At 27.0% G+C, this 16059-nt stretch carries 19 protein-coding genes; 9 read left to right on the forward strand and 10 right to left on the reverse strand.

What is annotated here, in order from left to right; genetic code table 11:
* Positions 1 to 197: 197 nt before the first annotated feature.
* On the forward strand, positions 198 to 1415 hold the full coding sequence (clpX, locus tag H0H45_RS02090; RefSeq protein WP_185866419.1) for an ATP-dependent Clp protease ATP-binding subunit ClpX: 1218 nt from the start codon (positions 198 to 200) through the stop codon (positions 1413 to 1415).
* Between the two features lie 3 nt (positions 1416 to 1418).
* Here clpX and obgE read toward each other — a convergent pair whose 3' ends face one another.
* The 3 genes from obgE to lpdA are packed head-to-tail and all read right to left on the reverse strand — an operon-like array spanning position 1419 to position 4393.
* Positions 1419 to 2420, reverse strand: coding sequence for a GTPase ObgE (obgE, locus tag H0H45_RS02095; RefSeq protein ID WP_185866420.1), 1002 nt, complete (start codon positions 2418 to 2420; stop codon positions 1419 to 1421).
* Entirely contained in the window at positions 2417 to 2998 is a 582-nt protein-coding gene (locus H0H45_RS02100) for an adenylate kinase family protein (protein WP_185866421.1), read from the reverse strand. The genes obgE and H0H45_RS02100 overlap by 4 nt, the downstream gene beginning before the upstream one ends.
* A 3-nt stretch (positions 2999 to 3001) precedes the next feature.
* Positions 3002 to 4393, reverse strand: a complete 1392-nt coding sequence (gene lpdA / locus H0H45_RS02105) for a dihydrolipoyl dehydrogenase (RefSeq protein WP_185866422.1) — start codon at positions 4391 to 4393, stop codon at positions 3002 to 3004.
* A 138-nt stretch (positions 4394 to 4531) separates the two neighbouring features.
* Between lpdA and fsa the strand changes: the two genes are divergently transcribed.
* Positions 4532 to 5188, forward strand: coding sequence for a fructose-6-phosphate aldolase (fsa, locus tag H0H45_RS02110; protein ID WP_185866423.1), 657 nt, complete (start codon positions 4532 to 4534; stop codon positions 5186 to 5188).
* Here the strand turns inward: fsa and H0H45_RS02115 are convergent.
* From H0H45_RS02115 to H0H45_RS02135, 5 genes are all read right to left on the reverse strand, one after another.
* On the reverse strand, positions 5185 to 5496 hold the full coding sequence (locus tag H0H45_RS02115) for a hypothetical protein (RefSeq protein ID WP_185866424.1): 312 nt from the start codon (positions 5494 to 5496) through the stop codon (positions 5185 to 5187). The genes fsa and H0H45_RS02115 overlap by 4 nt on opposite strands.
* Positions 5493 to 6179: an outer membrane protein assembly factor BamD gene (locus H0H45_RS02120; RefSeq protein ID WP_185866425.1), complete on the reverse strand. Its 687-nt coding sequence runs from the start codon at positions 6177 to 6179 to the stop codon at positions 5493 to 5495. The genes H0H45_RS02115 and H0H45_RS02120 overlap by 4 nt, the downstream gene beginning before the upstream one ends.
* Positions 6176 to 6703, reverse strand: a complete 528-nt coding sequence (locus H0H45_RS02125; protein WP_185866426.1) for a ferritin — start codon at positions 6701 to 6703, stop codon at positions 6176 to 6178. Before H0H45_RS02125 ends, H0H45_RS02120 begins: the two co-directional genes overlap by 4 nt.
* A gap of 20 nt (positions 6704 to 6723) precedes the next feature.
* A complete protein-coding gene (dapA, locus tag H0H45_RS02130) occupies positions 6724 to 7608 on the reverse strand; it encodes a 4-hydroxy-tetrahydrodipicolinate synthase (RefSeq protein ID WP_185866427.1) in 885 nt (294 codons plus the stop codon).
* A gap of 116 nt (positions 7609 to 7724) precedes the next feature.
* Positions 7725 to 7997, reverse strand: coding sequence for an RNA recognition motif domain-containing protein (locus H0H45_RS02135; RefSeq protein WP_185866428.1), 273 nt, complete (start codon positions 7995 to 7997; stop codon positions 7725 to 7727).
* Positions 7998 to 8209: 212 nt separating this feature from the next.
* On the opposite strand from H0H45_RS02135, the gene pncB reads away from it, so the two are divergent.
* From pncB to groL, 7 genes are all read left to right on the forward strand, one after another.
* On the forward strand, positions 8210 to 9388 hold the full coding sequence (gene pncB, locus H0H45_RS02140) for a nicotinate phosphoribosyltransferase (RefSeq protein WP_185866429.1): 1179 nt from the start codon (positions 8210 to 8212) through the stop codon (positions 9386 to 9388).
* A 76-nt stretch (positions 9389 to 9464) separates the two neighbouring features.
* Positions 9465 to 10850, forward strand: a complete 1386-nt coding sequence (gene miaB, locus H0H45_RS02145; protein ID WP_185866430.1) for a tRNA (N6-isopentenyl adenosine(37)-C2)-methylthiotransferase MiaB — start codon at positions 9465 to 9467, stop codon at positions 10848 to 10850.
* Positions 10851 to 10877: 27 nt separating this feature from the next.
* Positions 10878 to 12170: a sigma-54 interaction domain-containing protein gene (locus H0H45_RS02150; protein ID WP_185866431.1), complete on the forward strand. Its 1293-nt coding sequence runs from the start codon at positions 10878 to 10880 to the stop codon at positions 12168 to 12170.
* The gene (locus H0H45_RS02155) at positions 12160 to 12633 is read left to right on the forward strand and encodes a hypothetical protein (RefSeq protein WP_185866432.1); all 474 of its coding nucleotides are present in this window, start codon (positions 12160 to 12162) and stop codon (positions 12631 to 12633) included. Before H0H45_RS02150 ends, H0H45_RS02155 begins: the two co-directional genes overlap by 11 nt.
* Positions 12634 to 12644: 11 nt before the next feature.
* The gene (gene secG, locus H0H45_RS02160) at positions 12645 to 12884 is read left to right on the forward strand and encodes a preprotein translocase subunit SecG (RefSeq protein WP_185866433.1); all 240 of its coding nucleotides are present in this window, start codon (positions 12645 to 12647) and stop codon (positions 12882 to 12884) included.
* Between the two features lie 116 nt (positions 12885 to 13000).
* Positions 13001 to 13279, forward strand: a complete 279-nt coding sequence (locus tag H0H45_RS02165; RefSeq protein WP_185866434.1) for a co-chaperone GroES — start codon at positions 13001 to 13003, stop codon at positions 13277 to 13279.
* Positions 13280 to 13332: 53 nt separating this feature from the next.
* Entirely contained in the window at positions 13333 to 14973 is a 1641-nt protein-coding gene (gene groL / locus H0H45_RS02170; protein ID WP_185866435.1) for a chaperonin GroEL, read from the forward strand.
* A 48-nt stretch (positions 14974 to 15021) separates the two neighbouring features.
* On the opposite strand, the gene H0H45_RS02175 is transcribed toward groL, so the two are convergent.
* Both H0H45_RS02175 and H0H45_RS02180 read right to left on the reverse strand, forming a co-directional pair.
* Positions 15022 to 15501 carry a KdsC family phosphatase gene (locus H0H45_RS02175; RefSeq protein ID WP_394366641.1) on the reverse strand — a complete coding sequence of 160 codons (480 nt, stop codon included), beginning with the start codon at positions 15499 to 15501 and terminating at the stop codon, positions 15022 to 15024.
* Between the two features lie 102 nt (positions 15502 to 15603).
* Positions 15604 to 15993, reverse strand: coding sequence for a DUF3276 family protein (locus tag H0H45_RS02180; RefSeq protein WP_185866437.1), 390 nt, complete (start codon positions 15991 to 15993; stop codon positions 15604 to 15606).
* Positions 15994 to 16059 lie beyond the last annotated feature (66 nt).

Raw genomic sequence — 16059 nt, forward strand, 5'->3', positions numbered from 1 at the left:
CATTTCGAATTGAAAATTGGAAAAGGAAGAATTTATAATTTTTTTTTATATTTGCCAAACTTGGAGCAAGTTCTACACAATCAGCTCCCTATACAATCCTCTAGGGTGGGAACACAGCAAAGGTAATTAGGTTGTAGCGATGTGATGTAGATTCGCTTGCTCCTTTCTATTCTATTAGAAAGAATCTTGAAAAATTTATGGAAGATTCATTAAAATGCAATTTTTGTGGAAGAAAAAAAAATGAAATTACCTTTCTCATATCAGGTATGAGTGGCCATATTTGCAATTTTTGTATAGAAAAAACATACTCCATAATTCACAGACAATTTTCTACGGAAAAAAAAAATGTGGAAGAAAAAAAAACAATAGAAATAAAGAAGCCAAAAGAAATAAAAAAATTTCTAGATAAATATGTGATAGGACAAAATGAAGCGAAAAAGATTATATCTGTGGCTGTATATAATCATTACAAACGTCTAATCCATTTTCTTAATAAAAAAGAAGGAAATAATGATGTAGAAATAGAAAAATCTAATATTTTATTAATAGGAAATACAGGAACGGGAAAAACATTACTTGCCAAAAGTATTTCTAAACTTTTAAAAATTCCTTTTACCATAGCAGATGCTACAGCATTAACTGAAGCAGGATATGTAGGAGAAGATGTAGAATCTATTTTAACTAGATTATTGCAATCAGCCAATTACGATGTAAGTTCCGCGGAAAAAGGAATTGTATTTATAGACGAAATAGATAAAATTTCTAGAAAAAAAAATAATCCATCTCTCACTAGAGATGTATCTGGAGAAGGAGTTCAGCAAGCTTTGCTAAAAATCCTAGAAGGATCAATTATTAACGTTCCTCCACAAGGAGGACGGAAACATCCAGATCAAAAAATGATACCAATTAATACGGAGAACATCTTATTTATTGCTGGGGGAACATTCGACGGAATAGAAAACATTATATCTGACAGAATTCATCAATTTTCTATAGGATTTATTAATCCTAATAAAAAAAATAAAAATGAAAAAAATTTTTTGAAAAATATTACTGCTAACGACTTAAGAAAATTTGGATTGATCCCCGAACTTATAGGAAGGTTCCCTATTATTACTTATCTAAATTCATTAGATAAAATTATGTTAAAAAAAATATTGATAGAACCAAAAAATTCTTTAATTAAACAATATAAAAAACTATTTGATTTGGATCAAATCTCTATTGAAGTGACAGATGAAGTTTTAGATATGATAATAAATAAAACCCTTGAATTGGGTTTAGGTGCAAGGGGATTACGTTCTTTCTGTGAAAGAATATTTGTAGACTACATGTTTAATATAGAAGAGATAAATAAAAATCAAATATTAAACATAGATAAAGAAATGGTTATAGAAAAATTTAACGGATTGTAGTCCTTATTTTTTTTTTTCATTCTCCCTAACCGAATTCCATAATTCCTTTTTTAGCTGAAGGATTCCGTCTCCTGTAAAAGAAGAAATAAAAATAACACTTTCTTTTAGAAGGAAAAAATTTTTTTTTATTTTATTTTTCATTCTCTTATCAATCAAATCTGATTTAGAAATAGCTAATAAACGTTTTTTACTTAATAATTTTGGATTAAAATTTTTTAATTCATTTAATAAAGTTAAATATTCCATTTTCTGATTTTCTGTATTTGCAGAAATTAAAAATAGTAAAATAAAATTACGTTCTACATGTCTTAAAAAATTGTATCCTAACCCTTTTCCTTCAGAAGCTTTTTCTATAATTCCTGGAATATCAGCTACTGTAAATGAATCATAATTCATCTTAACTATTCCAAAATTTGGAATTGTAGTAGTAAAACAAAAATTTCCTATTTTTGGTCTTGCTCTTGTAATTTTGGATAGTAAAGTGGATTTTCCTGTGTTAGGAAATCCAATAATTCCAACGTCTGCTAGTATTTTCAATTCCAAAATTATCCAACTTCCCTTAGTCTTTATTCCAGATTGTGCATAACGAGGAGACCTTCTTTTTGAACTCTTAAAAAAAGCATTCCCTTTTCCACCTATTCCTCCTTGGAATAAAACTTTTTCTTGAAAATTTCTAGTAAATTCTGCTAATATGTTTTGATTACTATCTTTAACAATAGTTCCTATAGGAACTTCTATGAATAAATCTTTTCCATTAGCTCCGGTTAAATTTTTTTTCTTTCCTGGAGAACCAGAATATGCGATCCAATGTCTCTTGTATTTTAAATGAAAAAATGTATGAATATTAGAATTCCCTCGCATAATAATATCTCCTCCTTTTCCTCCATTTCCACCATCAGATACTCCTCTACTTATAGATTTTCCTCTATGAAAGTGAATGGCTCCTTTTCCTCCATCTCCACTTTTACAATAAATCTTGATAAGATCTATGAAATTATCTTTCATTCAAAAAAATTCATGATTTTTTTTTCAATAAAAAGAGATACATCTTCTATAGAAAAAGAAGCTTTAACTTTTACAATAATATTTTTCCATTTTTCTTCATTCCAAATACATGCAGTTTCTTTCTCATATTCTTCTATTCTTTTTTTAACTGTTATAATATCCGTATCATCATCACGATAACTTATTTTTCCTCTATTCAATAATCTATTAATTAACAAGTTTTTTTCAATAGAAAAATCAAAAATTATATCTATTTTTCCTATAGATTTCTCTTTTAATATTTCCTCTAAAGAAAAAACTTGATTTTTTGTTCTTGGATATCCATCATAAATAATCCCCCTAGATGAAATAGATTTTTTTATTTCTACATTCAACATATTTGTAGTAATCCGATCAGGAACTAACAATCCTTTTTTAAGATAATAACGAACCAGTTTTCCTAAACTTGTTTGACACTTTATATGATGTCTAAACATGACGCCAGTAGATAAATGAATCAATCCAAATTTTTTTTTTAAAATTCTTGCTTGAGTCCCTTTTCCACATCCTGGTGGACCAAATAATACTATATGTATCATAAATCACAAATGAATAGCTTTTCCATAAGCATGAGCAATAGCCTCTAAAATAGATTCACTTAATGAAGGATGTGGGTGAATACATGTTATTATTTCATGATTTGTAGCTTCTAACTTTCTAGCAACCACAACTTCGGAAATTATATCTGTTACATGATTTCCAATCATATGACAGCCTAACCATTCATCATACTGATCATCAAAAATAACTTTAACAAATCCTTCTGTATTTCCATCACAAACAGATTTTCCGAGAGCACTAAAAGGAAATTTTCCTATTTTAATTTGATATCCTTTTTCTCTAGCTTCTCTTTCTGTATAACCTACTGAAGCAATTTCAGGTAAACAATAAACACATTTAGGAATATTATTATAATCGATTTTTTGAGGATTTAATCCTTTGATATTTTCTATACATACAATTGCTTCATGTGATGCTACATGAGCTAAAGAAGGTCCTTCTATAACATCTCCAATTGCATAATATCCTTCTACATTAGTTCTATAATTTTCATCTACAACAATAAAACCTTTTTTAGTATAAACACCTACTTCTTCTAATCCTAGGAATTCAATATTGGATACTGTTCCAATAGCAGAGATCACTATATCTGCTTCTAAAGAAAAATCTCTATCAAGAGTATGAATATCAACTAAAATCTCTTTATTATTACAATTAATTCCTCTTACAAAAGAAGAAACATAACATTGAATTCCTCTTTTATCAAAAGAAGATTTTAATTGATCAGATATCTCCTCATCTCCATTTGGAAAAAGCTTAGAACATTGTTCTATAATGGTGACTTTTGATCCCATAGAATGATAAAAATAAGAAAACTCTAATCCAACAGAACCAGATCCAATAATAATTATTCTTTTAGGCAAAAAAGTAAGAGAAAGTGCTTCTTTATATCCTATTATTTTTTTTCCATCTTGGGGAATTGTTTTATTATCTATTTTAGATCTAGATCCCGTAGCTATGACAATATGTGAAGCGCAACATTCTTCAAATTTTTCTCCATTTTTAAAAATTTCAATTTTTTTTCCATTTTTTAACTTAGCATTTCCATAAATAACATGAATTCCATTTTTTTTCATTAAAAATGATAGACCATTTTTCATGGTATCCACCACTTGTCTACTTTTAGATATGATTTTAGAAAAATTAATTTCTAATGGATTTTTGATCCCAAATAAATCCTTATTTTCTCTTATTTTTTGTAAATTTTTAGCAGTATTTAAAAGAGATTTAGTGGGAATGCATCCACAATTCAAGCAGACTCCTCCTAAAGATTCTCTCTCAATTAAAGCAGTTTTCATTCCTAACTGCGCTGCACGTATAGAGGCTACATAACCTCCAGGTCCACTTCCCAAGACAATCACATCAAAATACATAATATTTATGTGTCATTCAATAAAATATAAATTTACAGATTTTTATTTATCATTTTTTGAAAATGAAGAAAAAAACCGATTCAAAGAAAATCTAATTTTTTTTTCATAAATTTGTTCTTCAGAATGTGTTTTCCAGTTATGAAGTTTTTTATAGATACAGCTAATTTAGAAGAAATTAAAAAAGCTAAAGCATTAGGAATATTAGATGGCGTTACAACTAATCCTTCTTTAATATCTAAAGAATCTATTGATAAAAAATCGATAATGAATCATTATATATCCATTTGTAATCTTTTAGAAAATGAAGAAGACGTGAGTGCAGAAATAATTAGTACGAATTATATAGATATGATTCAAGAAAGTGAAGAACTTACACTTTTACACCCAAAAATTGTAGTAAAAATTCCCATGTGTGAAGATGGGGTTAAAGCTATAAAATTTTTATCAAAAAAAAATATTAAAACTAATTGTACTCTTGTTTTCTCCATAGGACAAGCTATTCTTGCGGCAAAATCTGGTTCCTATTATGTATCTCCATTTTTAGGAAGACTAGATGATATATCATATAATGGACTTAATTTGATAAAAGACATAAAGAATGTTTATGAAAATTATCATTTTGAAACAAATATTTTAGCGGCTTCAATACGTCATCCTTTACATATCATAGAATGTGCCAAGATAGGAATTTATGCAGTTACTTCTCCTTTAAAAGTTCTATGTGAACTTGTAAAACACCCACTTACGAATACGGGACTAAATAAATTTTTAGACGATTATAAAAGAAAATTTTAATTAATTTTTATTTTGTTATCTAACAAATATTGAATAGAAATGGAAGTAGATTTTGGAAGTTTTTCATAAAAAATGGAAAGATTTATTTGTTCTTTATTCTCAAAAATCTCTTCTAGATTATTCTTATTCAGAAGATTAAATTCTTCTAATTTTTTATCTAAATCTTCCTTAATCTCACAATTAATTTTCTCACTAACTTTCTCTAGAATACAAATAGTTTCATATATATTTTTCCCAGATTTTTTTTCCAATTCTATACGATCTATAGTGATAGTATCTATTGGAGCTTTAATTTCTGTAAAATTCATAATTTCAATAATTTTTTATAAAAAATATTCAACTTCCTTATTTTAAAAGAAGAATCAGGATATAATTTTATATATCTTTGATAGGCATCAAAAAAATCTGATGCTTTTTCTCTATTATCTGCCATTTTATATGTAATAATACAAATTTTGTATAAAGCATTTTCTTTATAAATACTTTTTGGATATTTTTTGATAAAGTCCTTAAAATAAATTAAAGAAGCTTTATATTTATGCATAAAAAAATAAGTATTAGCTATATAATAATCCCTTTTTTCAAGTCTTTTTATCAGTTTAACTAAAATATTTCTAATTTCTTGTATTTTTTGACTGTTTGGATACTTTGTAATAAATTCATTTAAAGTATCAACAGCTGCACGAGTTTTCGTCTGATCCAGATCAAAATTTAATGAATTGATAAATTCATTAAATCCATGTTTAAACAAACGATTTTCTTCCGAATTATAACCATTAGAATTAGAAAGATCTTTTTTTGAAAAAAAATTCCAATTCTTGAAAATATTTTTCAATATTGAAATTTCATTTTTAGAAAAAAAAGGATTGGAAGGATTTCTATGGAAAAAAGAAGGAAAAATATGATTATCAAAATTTTTTGATACATGTTGATCTTTGTAACAAGAAAAAATTATCATAAATAATGATAAAAAGATTACTTTATTATTCATGATTTACATGATGATTTCATTTTTTGATGAAAATTTTTTATATCTCGATCAAATAAATATAATCCAGCCTTATCTTTTTCAACTAAAATGATCTTATCTAAGATCATTTTAGTCAAAGCTTCTTCTTCTATTTGTTCTTCAATATACCATTGCAAAAAATTATAAGTAAAATAATCTCTTTCTTGTAAAGATAATTCTACCAAAGAATTAATTTCTTTAGAAATTATTTTTTCGTGTTCAAACAATTTTTGAAATAATTCTTTTAAAGAATTATACGAAACTTCTTCAAGAAAAGTGCTTTTCATGAAAATATCTGAAGACCCTCCTCTTTTGTTAATATATCTTATTAATCTTAACATATGTTTTCTTTCTTCATCTGAATGATCATATAAAAAATTAGAGATCCCTTCCAAACTTCCATGTTGACATTCCATCCAAGATGCCATAGATAAATATAGTTGAGAAGATTCTAATTCTCTATTTAATTGTTTTTTTAAACCTATCTGTATTTTTTCATTGAACATGATTCATAATTATTTAATTTTTATACTAATTTATAGGTGTTTAATTTATTTTCTATTTTTTTCTCTAAAAAAAAAGTTCCCTTTATCAATGGTAATCGGACATAAGAGTTACAGATTTTTAAAATCTTTAATAAAGTTTTAATTCCTGTAGGATTTCCTTCTTCATAAATAAGTTCAATCATATTGATTATTTTATAAAAAATGGAAAACGCCTCTTGAACCTTATCTTTTTTTGCTAAAGACACCATTTCAGAAATTTCCTTTGGAAATCCTTGTGCAATTACTGAAATTACTCCATCTCCTCCTCCTAATATTACAGGTAAAGTGATAAAATCATCTCCTGATATTAAACCAAAACTTTTTGGTTTTTTTTCGATAATTTTATAAGACTGTAAGATGTTTCCAGAAGCTTCTTTTATTCCTATTATATTCTCAAAATCATTAGCTAATCTAATAACTGTGTCTGGAAGAATATTAGATCCAGTTCTCTTAGGAACATTATAAATGATTATTCTAGCATCCGTGTTATTAACAATAGATTTAAAATGTTGATATATTCCCTCTTGAGAGGGTCTATTATAATATGGAGAAACAGAAAGAATTGCAGAAAAATCGTCCAAATTTATATTCTTTATTTTTTCTATAATGTCTTTTGTATTATTTCCTCCTATACCTAATATTAAGGGAAGTTTTGTCTGATTAATATTTTTAACGCATTCAATTATATTTTTTTTTTCTTCTTTTTTTAAAGTAGCTGTTTCAGCTGTAGTACCTAATAGAACCAAATAATCTACTTTATTTTTTGCTACACGTTTTACAATTTTTTCAAGTCCTTCGAAATCAATTTTTCCATCTTTTTTAAAAGGAGTAACCAACGCTACACCTGTTCCATGTAATTTTTTCATATATTAGTTTACTACGATTTTTGTATAATAAATATCGTTGTTATTTCATGATTGAAAAATCATTTCCTCTTTATTCAAAATAAAAAACAGATGTAGACGTGTAGATAAATAGGAATTTAATAGTCTTTTCTCGCTCTTGGTCTCGCCGCAGAAACAATAATATTTCTTCCCATAAATTCTGTTCCATTTAGTTTTTCTATAGCTTGTTTCGCGTTCTCTTCATTAGACATTTCTATAAATCCAAAACCCTTGCTTCTTTTATTAGATGTAGATTCATCAAAAATAATTTTTGCATGAGTTACTTCTCCTATAGATTCAAAATATTTTTTTAATTCTTGTTCTGTCATCTCATAAGATAAATTTCCAACGTATAATTTCGTATTGTCCATATTAAAAATAAATTGTTTTAAAAGCAAATTTAGAGAAATATTTTTTCTAAATAAAGAAAAATATTCTACTTGAATAAGTTTTTTAATTCTATAAAAAAAGTACTATGTCAGATTAAATTTTAATGAATTTAATGAATAATAATTTATTGAAACTATCAAATATTTTATCTTGAAAAATTTTTAAGAATTCCAATAGAATGCATTTAATGAAAATGAATGAATTCCCTATTATAGGGTCTTTATTAGACAATGATTTTTACAAATTTACCATGCAAAATGCCATAATAAAATTGTTTCCCTCTGCACAAGCAAAATATGAATTGATCAATCGTGGAAAACACTCTTTTCCAAAGAATTTTTCCAAAATATTAAAAGATCATCTAAAAAGAATGTCCAACTTAAAACTATCAAATAAAGAAAGAATTTTTTTAGAAAAAAATTGTCCTTATTTAGACTCTTCTTACTTAGATTCTTTAGAAGAATATCAATACAATCCAAAAGAAGTTCATATATTCCAGAATGGAAAAAATATACAAATCTATATAGAAGGATTGTGGAGTAGAACTATTTTATGGGAAGTTCCTTTAATGGCGATAATATCTGAATTGTATTATCATTTAACAGGAGCAAAACGTATTTCTGATCAAAAGATTATCTTTCTAACAAGAAAAAAATTAGCTGAATACAAAAAGTTAAATGTTGAAATCGGAGAGTATGGAACTAGAAGAAGATATTCTTATGAAGTTCAAAAATTAGTTTTAAAAATTCTCAAAGAGGAAGGAAATTCTTTTTTTATGGGAAGCAGCAACGTTCACTTCTCTCAGATTTTTTCAAAAAAACCTCTTGGAACTCATGGACATGAATGGGTAATGTTTCATGCAGCTAAATATGGTTTCAATATAGCTGATCGAATAGCTATGGAAAACTGGTCCCATATATATGGAAGAAATTTAGGAATAGCTTTATCCGATACATATACCTCTTCTATATTCTTCCAAAATTTCAATAAAAAACTAGCAAATATCTTCGAAGGAATTAGACATGACAGTGGAAATCCATTTTCATTTATTGATGAAACTATAAAACATTATAATGAATTGAAAATAAATCCTCTGAAAAAAAAAATTATATTTTCTGATAATCTAGATCCATATAGAGTAGCTAAGATTTCCTCTTTTTGCAAAAAAAAAATAAATCCATTTTTTGGAATAGGTACTAATTTTACTAATGATGTAGGACCTCCTTCTATGAACATAGTCATAAAAATGGTAAAAGCTCTACCGGAAAAAAAATGGATTTCTGTTGTGAAACTCTCTAATGTGAAGGAAAAATCCACAGGAAATAAAAACATGATTCTTTTGGCTAAAAAAATTCTTCATCTTCCATCCTAAAATTGCAAGGATAATTTTCCATTATGACATAATGACATTTTATTTTTTTACCTTTATTTATAATTTTGTGAATAAAATGAAAAAAAATTTTTTGACCACCTTAAAAATTCCATTATTCTATTACATAGAAAGTTATGGTTGTCAGATGAATATTTCTGATACTGAAATAATCATTTCAATCCTATCAAAAAATGGATTTTTATTAACAAATAATTTAAAAAAAGCTCATATTATCCTACTCAATACATGTGCCATACGTAAAAAAGCAGAAATATCTATTAAAAATAGATTAGATCACCTAAGATATTTAAAATCAAAAAATCAAAAAATTCCATTATTTGGTATTCTTGGATGTTTATCAACATCAATTGAATATTCAAACTTGATAGATTTTTCTATAGGTCCAAATTCTTACAGAAAAATACCTGATATCATTCGATTAGTTATGATGAATGATGAAAAAAAAATAAATCACATTCTATTATCTGAAAATAAAAATGAAACATATGAAAATATTAGTCCTTCTCCATATAAAAAAAAAATAACTACTTTTTTAAGTATAACAAGAGGATGTGATAATATGTGTACGTTTTGCATAGTTCCTTTTACAAGAGGAAGAGAAAGAAGCAGTAATCCATACTCAATAATTAAAGAATGTGAAAATTTATACGAAAAGGGATATAAAGAAGTAACTCTATTAGGTCAAAATGTAGATTCTTATCTTTGGTTTGGAGGTGGTTTTAAAAAACAGATAAAAATAAATAAGAATAATGAAAAAATAATTGATTTTTCAAAGCTATTGGATTTAATAGCTTCAAAGCTACCCTTTATGCGAATTAGGTTTTCAACATCTAATCCTCATGATATGTCTGATAGAGTAATAGAAGTTATTTCAAAACATTCTAACATATGTAAACACATTCATTTACCAGTTCAATCAGGAAGTAATAAAATATTAAAATTAATGAATAGAAAATATACTCGAGAAAAATATATTTCTCTAATACAGAAAATTAGATCTATAATTCCTGAATGTTCTATTTCACATGATATGATAACAGGTTTTTGTCATGAGGAAGAAGAGGACCATTTAGAAACTATTAGCTTAATGAATGAAGTAAAATATGATTATGGTTACATGTTTTCTTATTCTCCTAGGCCTAGAACCTATGCCTATAAAAAATTAAAAGATAATGTTCCAGAACATGTGAAAAAAAGGAGATTAAAAGAAATTATTGATTTGCAAAGAATTCATTCTATTTTTCGAATAAAAAAATATTTGGGAACAATACAAGAAGTTTTAATAGAAGGAGAATCTAAAAAAAACAATCAAGATTGGTATGGACGAAATACACAAAATTTTGTGGTAGTTTTTCCAAAAAAACTCTCTAAAATAGGAGAATCCGTTTTTGTAAGAATCATTGATTATACATCCGCTACATTAATAGGAAAATTAGAATGAAAATCAATAATAAAATCTATTCCATACATGGAATCCATTCACAATATAAAACAAAAATTTAGTATTGTTGGAAATGATTACGCTCTGCATAGAGCATTGGAAAAGGCGGTTCAAGTGGCACCTACAGATATTTCTGTATTGGTCCTTGGAGAAAGTGGAGTAGGAAAAGAATTTATTCCAAAAATTATTCATCAATTTTCTTATAGAAAACATCATTCTTATATTGCTGTAAATTGTGGAGCTATTCCAGAAGGAACAATTGATAGCGAATTATTTGGCCATGAAAAAGGATCTTTTACGGGGGCTACAAGTATGCGTAAGGGATATTTTGAAGGGGCAGATGGAGGGACTATTTTTTTAGATGAAGTAGGAGAGCTACCTTTAACTACACAAATTCGTCTTCTTAGAGTTTTAGAATCAGGTGAATTTATTAAAGTAGGGTCTTCTCAAATACAAAAAACTAATATCCGCATTGTGGCTGCTACTAATTTGAATATGATAGAATCTATTCAAAAAGGAAAATTTAGAGAAGATTTATATTATCGTCTAAATACTGTACAAATTAGTGTACCTCCTTTACGGTTTCGTAAGAACGATATTAGATTATTGTTTAAAAAATTTTCTAATGATTTTGCTGAAAAATATCATATGCCTCCAATAAAACTTACTGAAGAAGCTTTCAAGTATTTAGAAAATTATTCTTGGCCTGGAAATATTAGACAGTTAAAAAACTTCATAGAACAAGTATCTGTACTTGAAAAAAAACGTGAAATTTCTATAGAAAAATTAAAAGAATATATTCCAGAAAATATTCCTTCTTTATCTATTTCTAATTCAAATAACGAAAAATTTTTTCATAATTTTTCAAATGAAAGAGATTTTCTTTATAAAATTTTATTTGATATGAGAAAAAATTTGAATAATTTGAAAAAATTAACCTATCAATTGATAAAAAGTCAAAACGATACTAAAAAAAATTTCTTAGAAAAGAATCAACAACTTATGGAAAAAGTTTTTGGAAATATGATTAATAGTTCTAATTACTCTGTAAAATCTATAGTCGAAGACTCCATATTTAGATTAGAACATGCTTCTAATTTATCGAAAAATCCGTTAAAAAATGAGAATTTTGATTATGAAGAAATAGAAGAAGATTCTATCAATACAAACGAACTAAATACTTTTTCCTTGCAAAAAAAAGAAATAGAATTTATTCAAAAAGCTCTAAAAAAAAATAATGGAAAAAGAAGAAAAACAGCTAAAGAATTAGGAATTTCAGAAAGAACATTATATAGAAAAATCAAACAATATGGTCTATAGAAAAATTTTGATTTTTTTTATTACTGGTTTAACTGTATTTTATAATCATATTTATTCCTTCAATAGAAAAAAAACAATAGAACTTGGAAATTTTTCGGAAGAAATAAATATTCCAGGAATATCTATTTCTTTTGAAATAAAAAAAAAATTAGAAGATTATATCCTTTTACATAATCCTTCAAGTTTAGTTTTAAACAATGGAGATCTTCTTTTAGAAGGAATATTTACTAATTATAAAATATTTTCAATGAAAAATTATCCATTGAAAATAATTGAAATAAAAGCAAAAATTTTTTTTAAAGACAATTCTAATCCAGAGAAAAATTGGACTCAAAATTTTGAAATTTTAGAAAAAATTTCTCGTGATGAACTTTTTTTTATGGATAATTCTTCTATAATAGATAGAATTACAAAAAATTTTGTCATCAAATTATATAACAGAATATTTAATAATAATTGGTAAAAAAAAAGCTAATGTATTCAACCATACTTCTTGGATTTTTTATTATTTTAACATGTTTGTTTCTTATTGGAATCATTTTAATCCAAAACCCTAAAAAAGGATTTATTTCTCAATCTTTCATGGAAAAAAATTTTAGATTTTTTGGAATAAAAAGAACTAATATTTTTTTGGAAAAAATAACTTGGATCTTATCTATTATTGTCTTTTTTTTAACTTTATTTTTCAATTTTTTGTTAAACTGTAAACAGTAAATATGCCATTATGGCATTAAATTTTATATAGACGTAAAAAATTCAAATTTTTTTTATTTGGCATGTTTTTGGCTCTGTAACGATAAGTATCGTTAACCTTAAAAATTATTTTAAATATGGTTGAAGTAAAGATTAAACCTTTAGCAGATCGCGTTTTAGTGAAACCTGATCCTGCTGAAACAAAAACATCTTCAGGTATTATCATTCCTGATACCGCAAAAGAAAAACCACAAAAAGGTACTATAATAGCAGTTGGAAATGGAAAAAAAAATGAACCTATGATCTTAAAAAAAGGAGATAGAGTTTTATATGGAAAATATTCAGGAACTGAACTAAAATGGGATGAGGAAGAATATCTTGTTATGAGAGAGTCTGATGTTATAGCTATTATATAATTTTAGGATAAAAAATCCACAAAGTTACAACTAATAAAAATAATATAAAAATTATGGCAAAAGATATTAAATTTGATATTGAAGCAAGAGATAAGTTAAAAAAAGGTGTAGATGCATTGGCTAATGCGGTTAAAGTAACTTTAGGACCAAAAGGACGTAATGTTGTATTGCAAAAATCTTTTGGAGGCCCTCAAGTAACAAAAGATGGAGTGACAGTAGCTAAGGAAATAGAATTAGAAGATCCTATAGAAAATTTAGGAGCTCAAATGGTTAAAGAGGTTGCTTCTAAAACAAATGATGTTGCAGGAGACGGGACAACAACGGCTACTGTATTAGCACAAGCTATTGTTAGAGAAGGATTGAAAAATGTCGCGGCTGGAGCTAATCCTATGGATTTAAAAAGAGGAATAGATAAAGCTTTGGAAGTTGTCATTTCGGATTTAAAAAAACAATCTAGAGAAGTTGGAGGAAATACAGAAAAAATTAAACAAGTGGCTTCTATCTCCGCTAATAATGATGAAAAAACTGGCGCATTAATAGCAGACGCTTTTGAAAAAGTAGGAAAAGAAGGAGTTATTACTGTAGAAGAAGCTAAAGGAACCGATACATCCGTAGATGTGGTTGAAGGAATGCAATTTGATAGAGGATATCAGTCTCCTTATTTTGTTACAAATACCGAAAAAATGATAACAGAATTTGATCAACCACAAATTCTTTTATCCGATAAAAAAATAGCTGCTATGAAAGATTTGCTTCCTATATTGGAGCCTGTAGCACAATCTGGAAAACCTTTATTAATTATTTCAGAAGAAGTAGAAGGAGAAGCGTTGGCAACATTAGTTGTTAACAAAATACGTGGTACCTTAAAAGTAGCAGCTATAAAAGCTCCCGGTTTCGGTGATAGGAGAAAGGCTATGTTGGAAGATATTGCAATTCTTACAGGAGGAACTGTAATTTCTGAAGAAACTGGTAGTAAACTAGAAGATGTTAAACTTAACATGTTAGGAAAAGCAGAAAGGGTTATTATTGATAAGGATAATACGACTATTGTTAATGGTGGTGGAAGTAAAAAAGATATAAGAGCACGTGTTGATCAAATAAAAGCTCAAATAGAAACTACTACATCGGATTACGACAAGGAAAAATTGCAAGAACGTCTTGCTAAATTGGCAGGAGGAGTTGCGGTTCTTTATGTAGGTGCCGCATCTGAAGTAGAAATGAAAGAGAAAAAGGATCGTGTAGATGATGCTTTAAACGCTACTCGTGCAGCTGTTGAAGAAGGAATTGTAGCTGGAGGAGGAGTGGCACTAGTTCGTTCTATAAAATCATTGGATCATATTATAGGAGAAAATCCTGATCAAGACACTGGAATACAAATAGTCAGAAGATCTTTAGAAGAACCTTTACGGCAAATAGTAGCTAATGCTGGTGGAGAAGGATCTGTAGTAGTGGCTAAAGTAGCTGAAGGAAAAGGAGATTTTGGTTATGATGCAAAAATTGGAGAGTATAAAAATATGATAGTAGAAGGAATTATTGATCCTACTAAGGTAGCTAGAGTTGCATTGGAAAATGCTGCATCAGTATCCGGAATGTTGTTGACTACTGAATGTGTTGTTACAGAAATCAAAAAAGAAGAAACCAATATTCCTCCAATGCCTGGAGCTGGAGGTGGAGGAATGGGAGGAATGATGTAAGAGTACATAAAAAAAAATAGTGTCTTCTTTTTAGGACACTATTTTTTTTTAAAACCAGTTTTTTTGAACTTTTAAAGTTTGTTCAATTACATCTCTTACACAACCTTTTCCGCCTTTTTTTGGAGAAATGTATTTAGATATCTCTTTAACTTCTTGAACAGCATCTATCGGAGAACAAGGTAATGCAACAGATTTCATGATTTCTATATCCGGAATATCATCTCCCATGTACAGAATACTATTTTTGGTAATATTGAAAGTATGACAATATTCATCTAAATATTTCTTTTTATTGTTAACTCCTTGGTAAATATGACGAATATTCAAACCTCTCAAACGTCTAAAAACCATTAAATCAGATCCTCTTGTTATAATGCATATGTTATATCCTTTTTTTTTTGCTAATTGCATAGCATATCCATCTTTAGCAAACATTTGACGAACCATATTCCCATCAGGGAATAAATTTAAAGTACAATTTGTTAACACCCCATCAACATCAAATATAAAAGTATTAACATTATTCATTATATTCCGATAATTAACCATAAATCCTCAATCACTAAAAATTAAAAAAACCACTATTCTAGTGATTAAATAAATATGACTTTTTCTATTTTACCATTATTGTTATATATCTTCGAAATCAATATTTGTAAAATTTTTAGCTTCTGATGTTTTTCTTTGTGATTCTTTAATTTCTTGATTAAAAGCATGATTTTTAAAATCTTTTTGATGACGTTCTGAGATAACTTCTCTTCCTTTCTCATTAATAATAAATCGAATCATATCATCTAGTATACTCTGAAATTTAGAAAAATCTTCTTTATACAAATAGATTTTATGTTTTTTATAAGTGACTTCACCAGTTTCAGAAAAGTTTTTCTTACTCTCAGTTATAGTTAAATAATAATCTCCTGCTCTAGTTTCTCTTGCATCAAAAAAATACGTACGACTACCAGTTTTTAGAGTACGTGAACAAATTTCATTTCTTTCTTTAATATTTTCTTTTTCGTCCATTTCAAACAATATTATATTCCTAATTGAGCAAATCTAAATAAAAAAAACGGTCTATACTACGTTTTT

Source organism: Blattabacterium cuenoti, assembly GCF_014252095.1.
GTDB classification, from domain to species: domain Bacteria; phylum Bacteroidota; class Bacteroidia; order Flavobacteriales; family Blattabacteriaceae; genus Blattabacterium; species Blattabacterium cuenoti_F.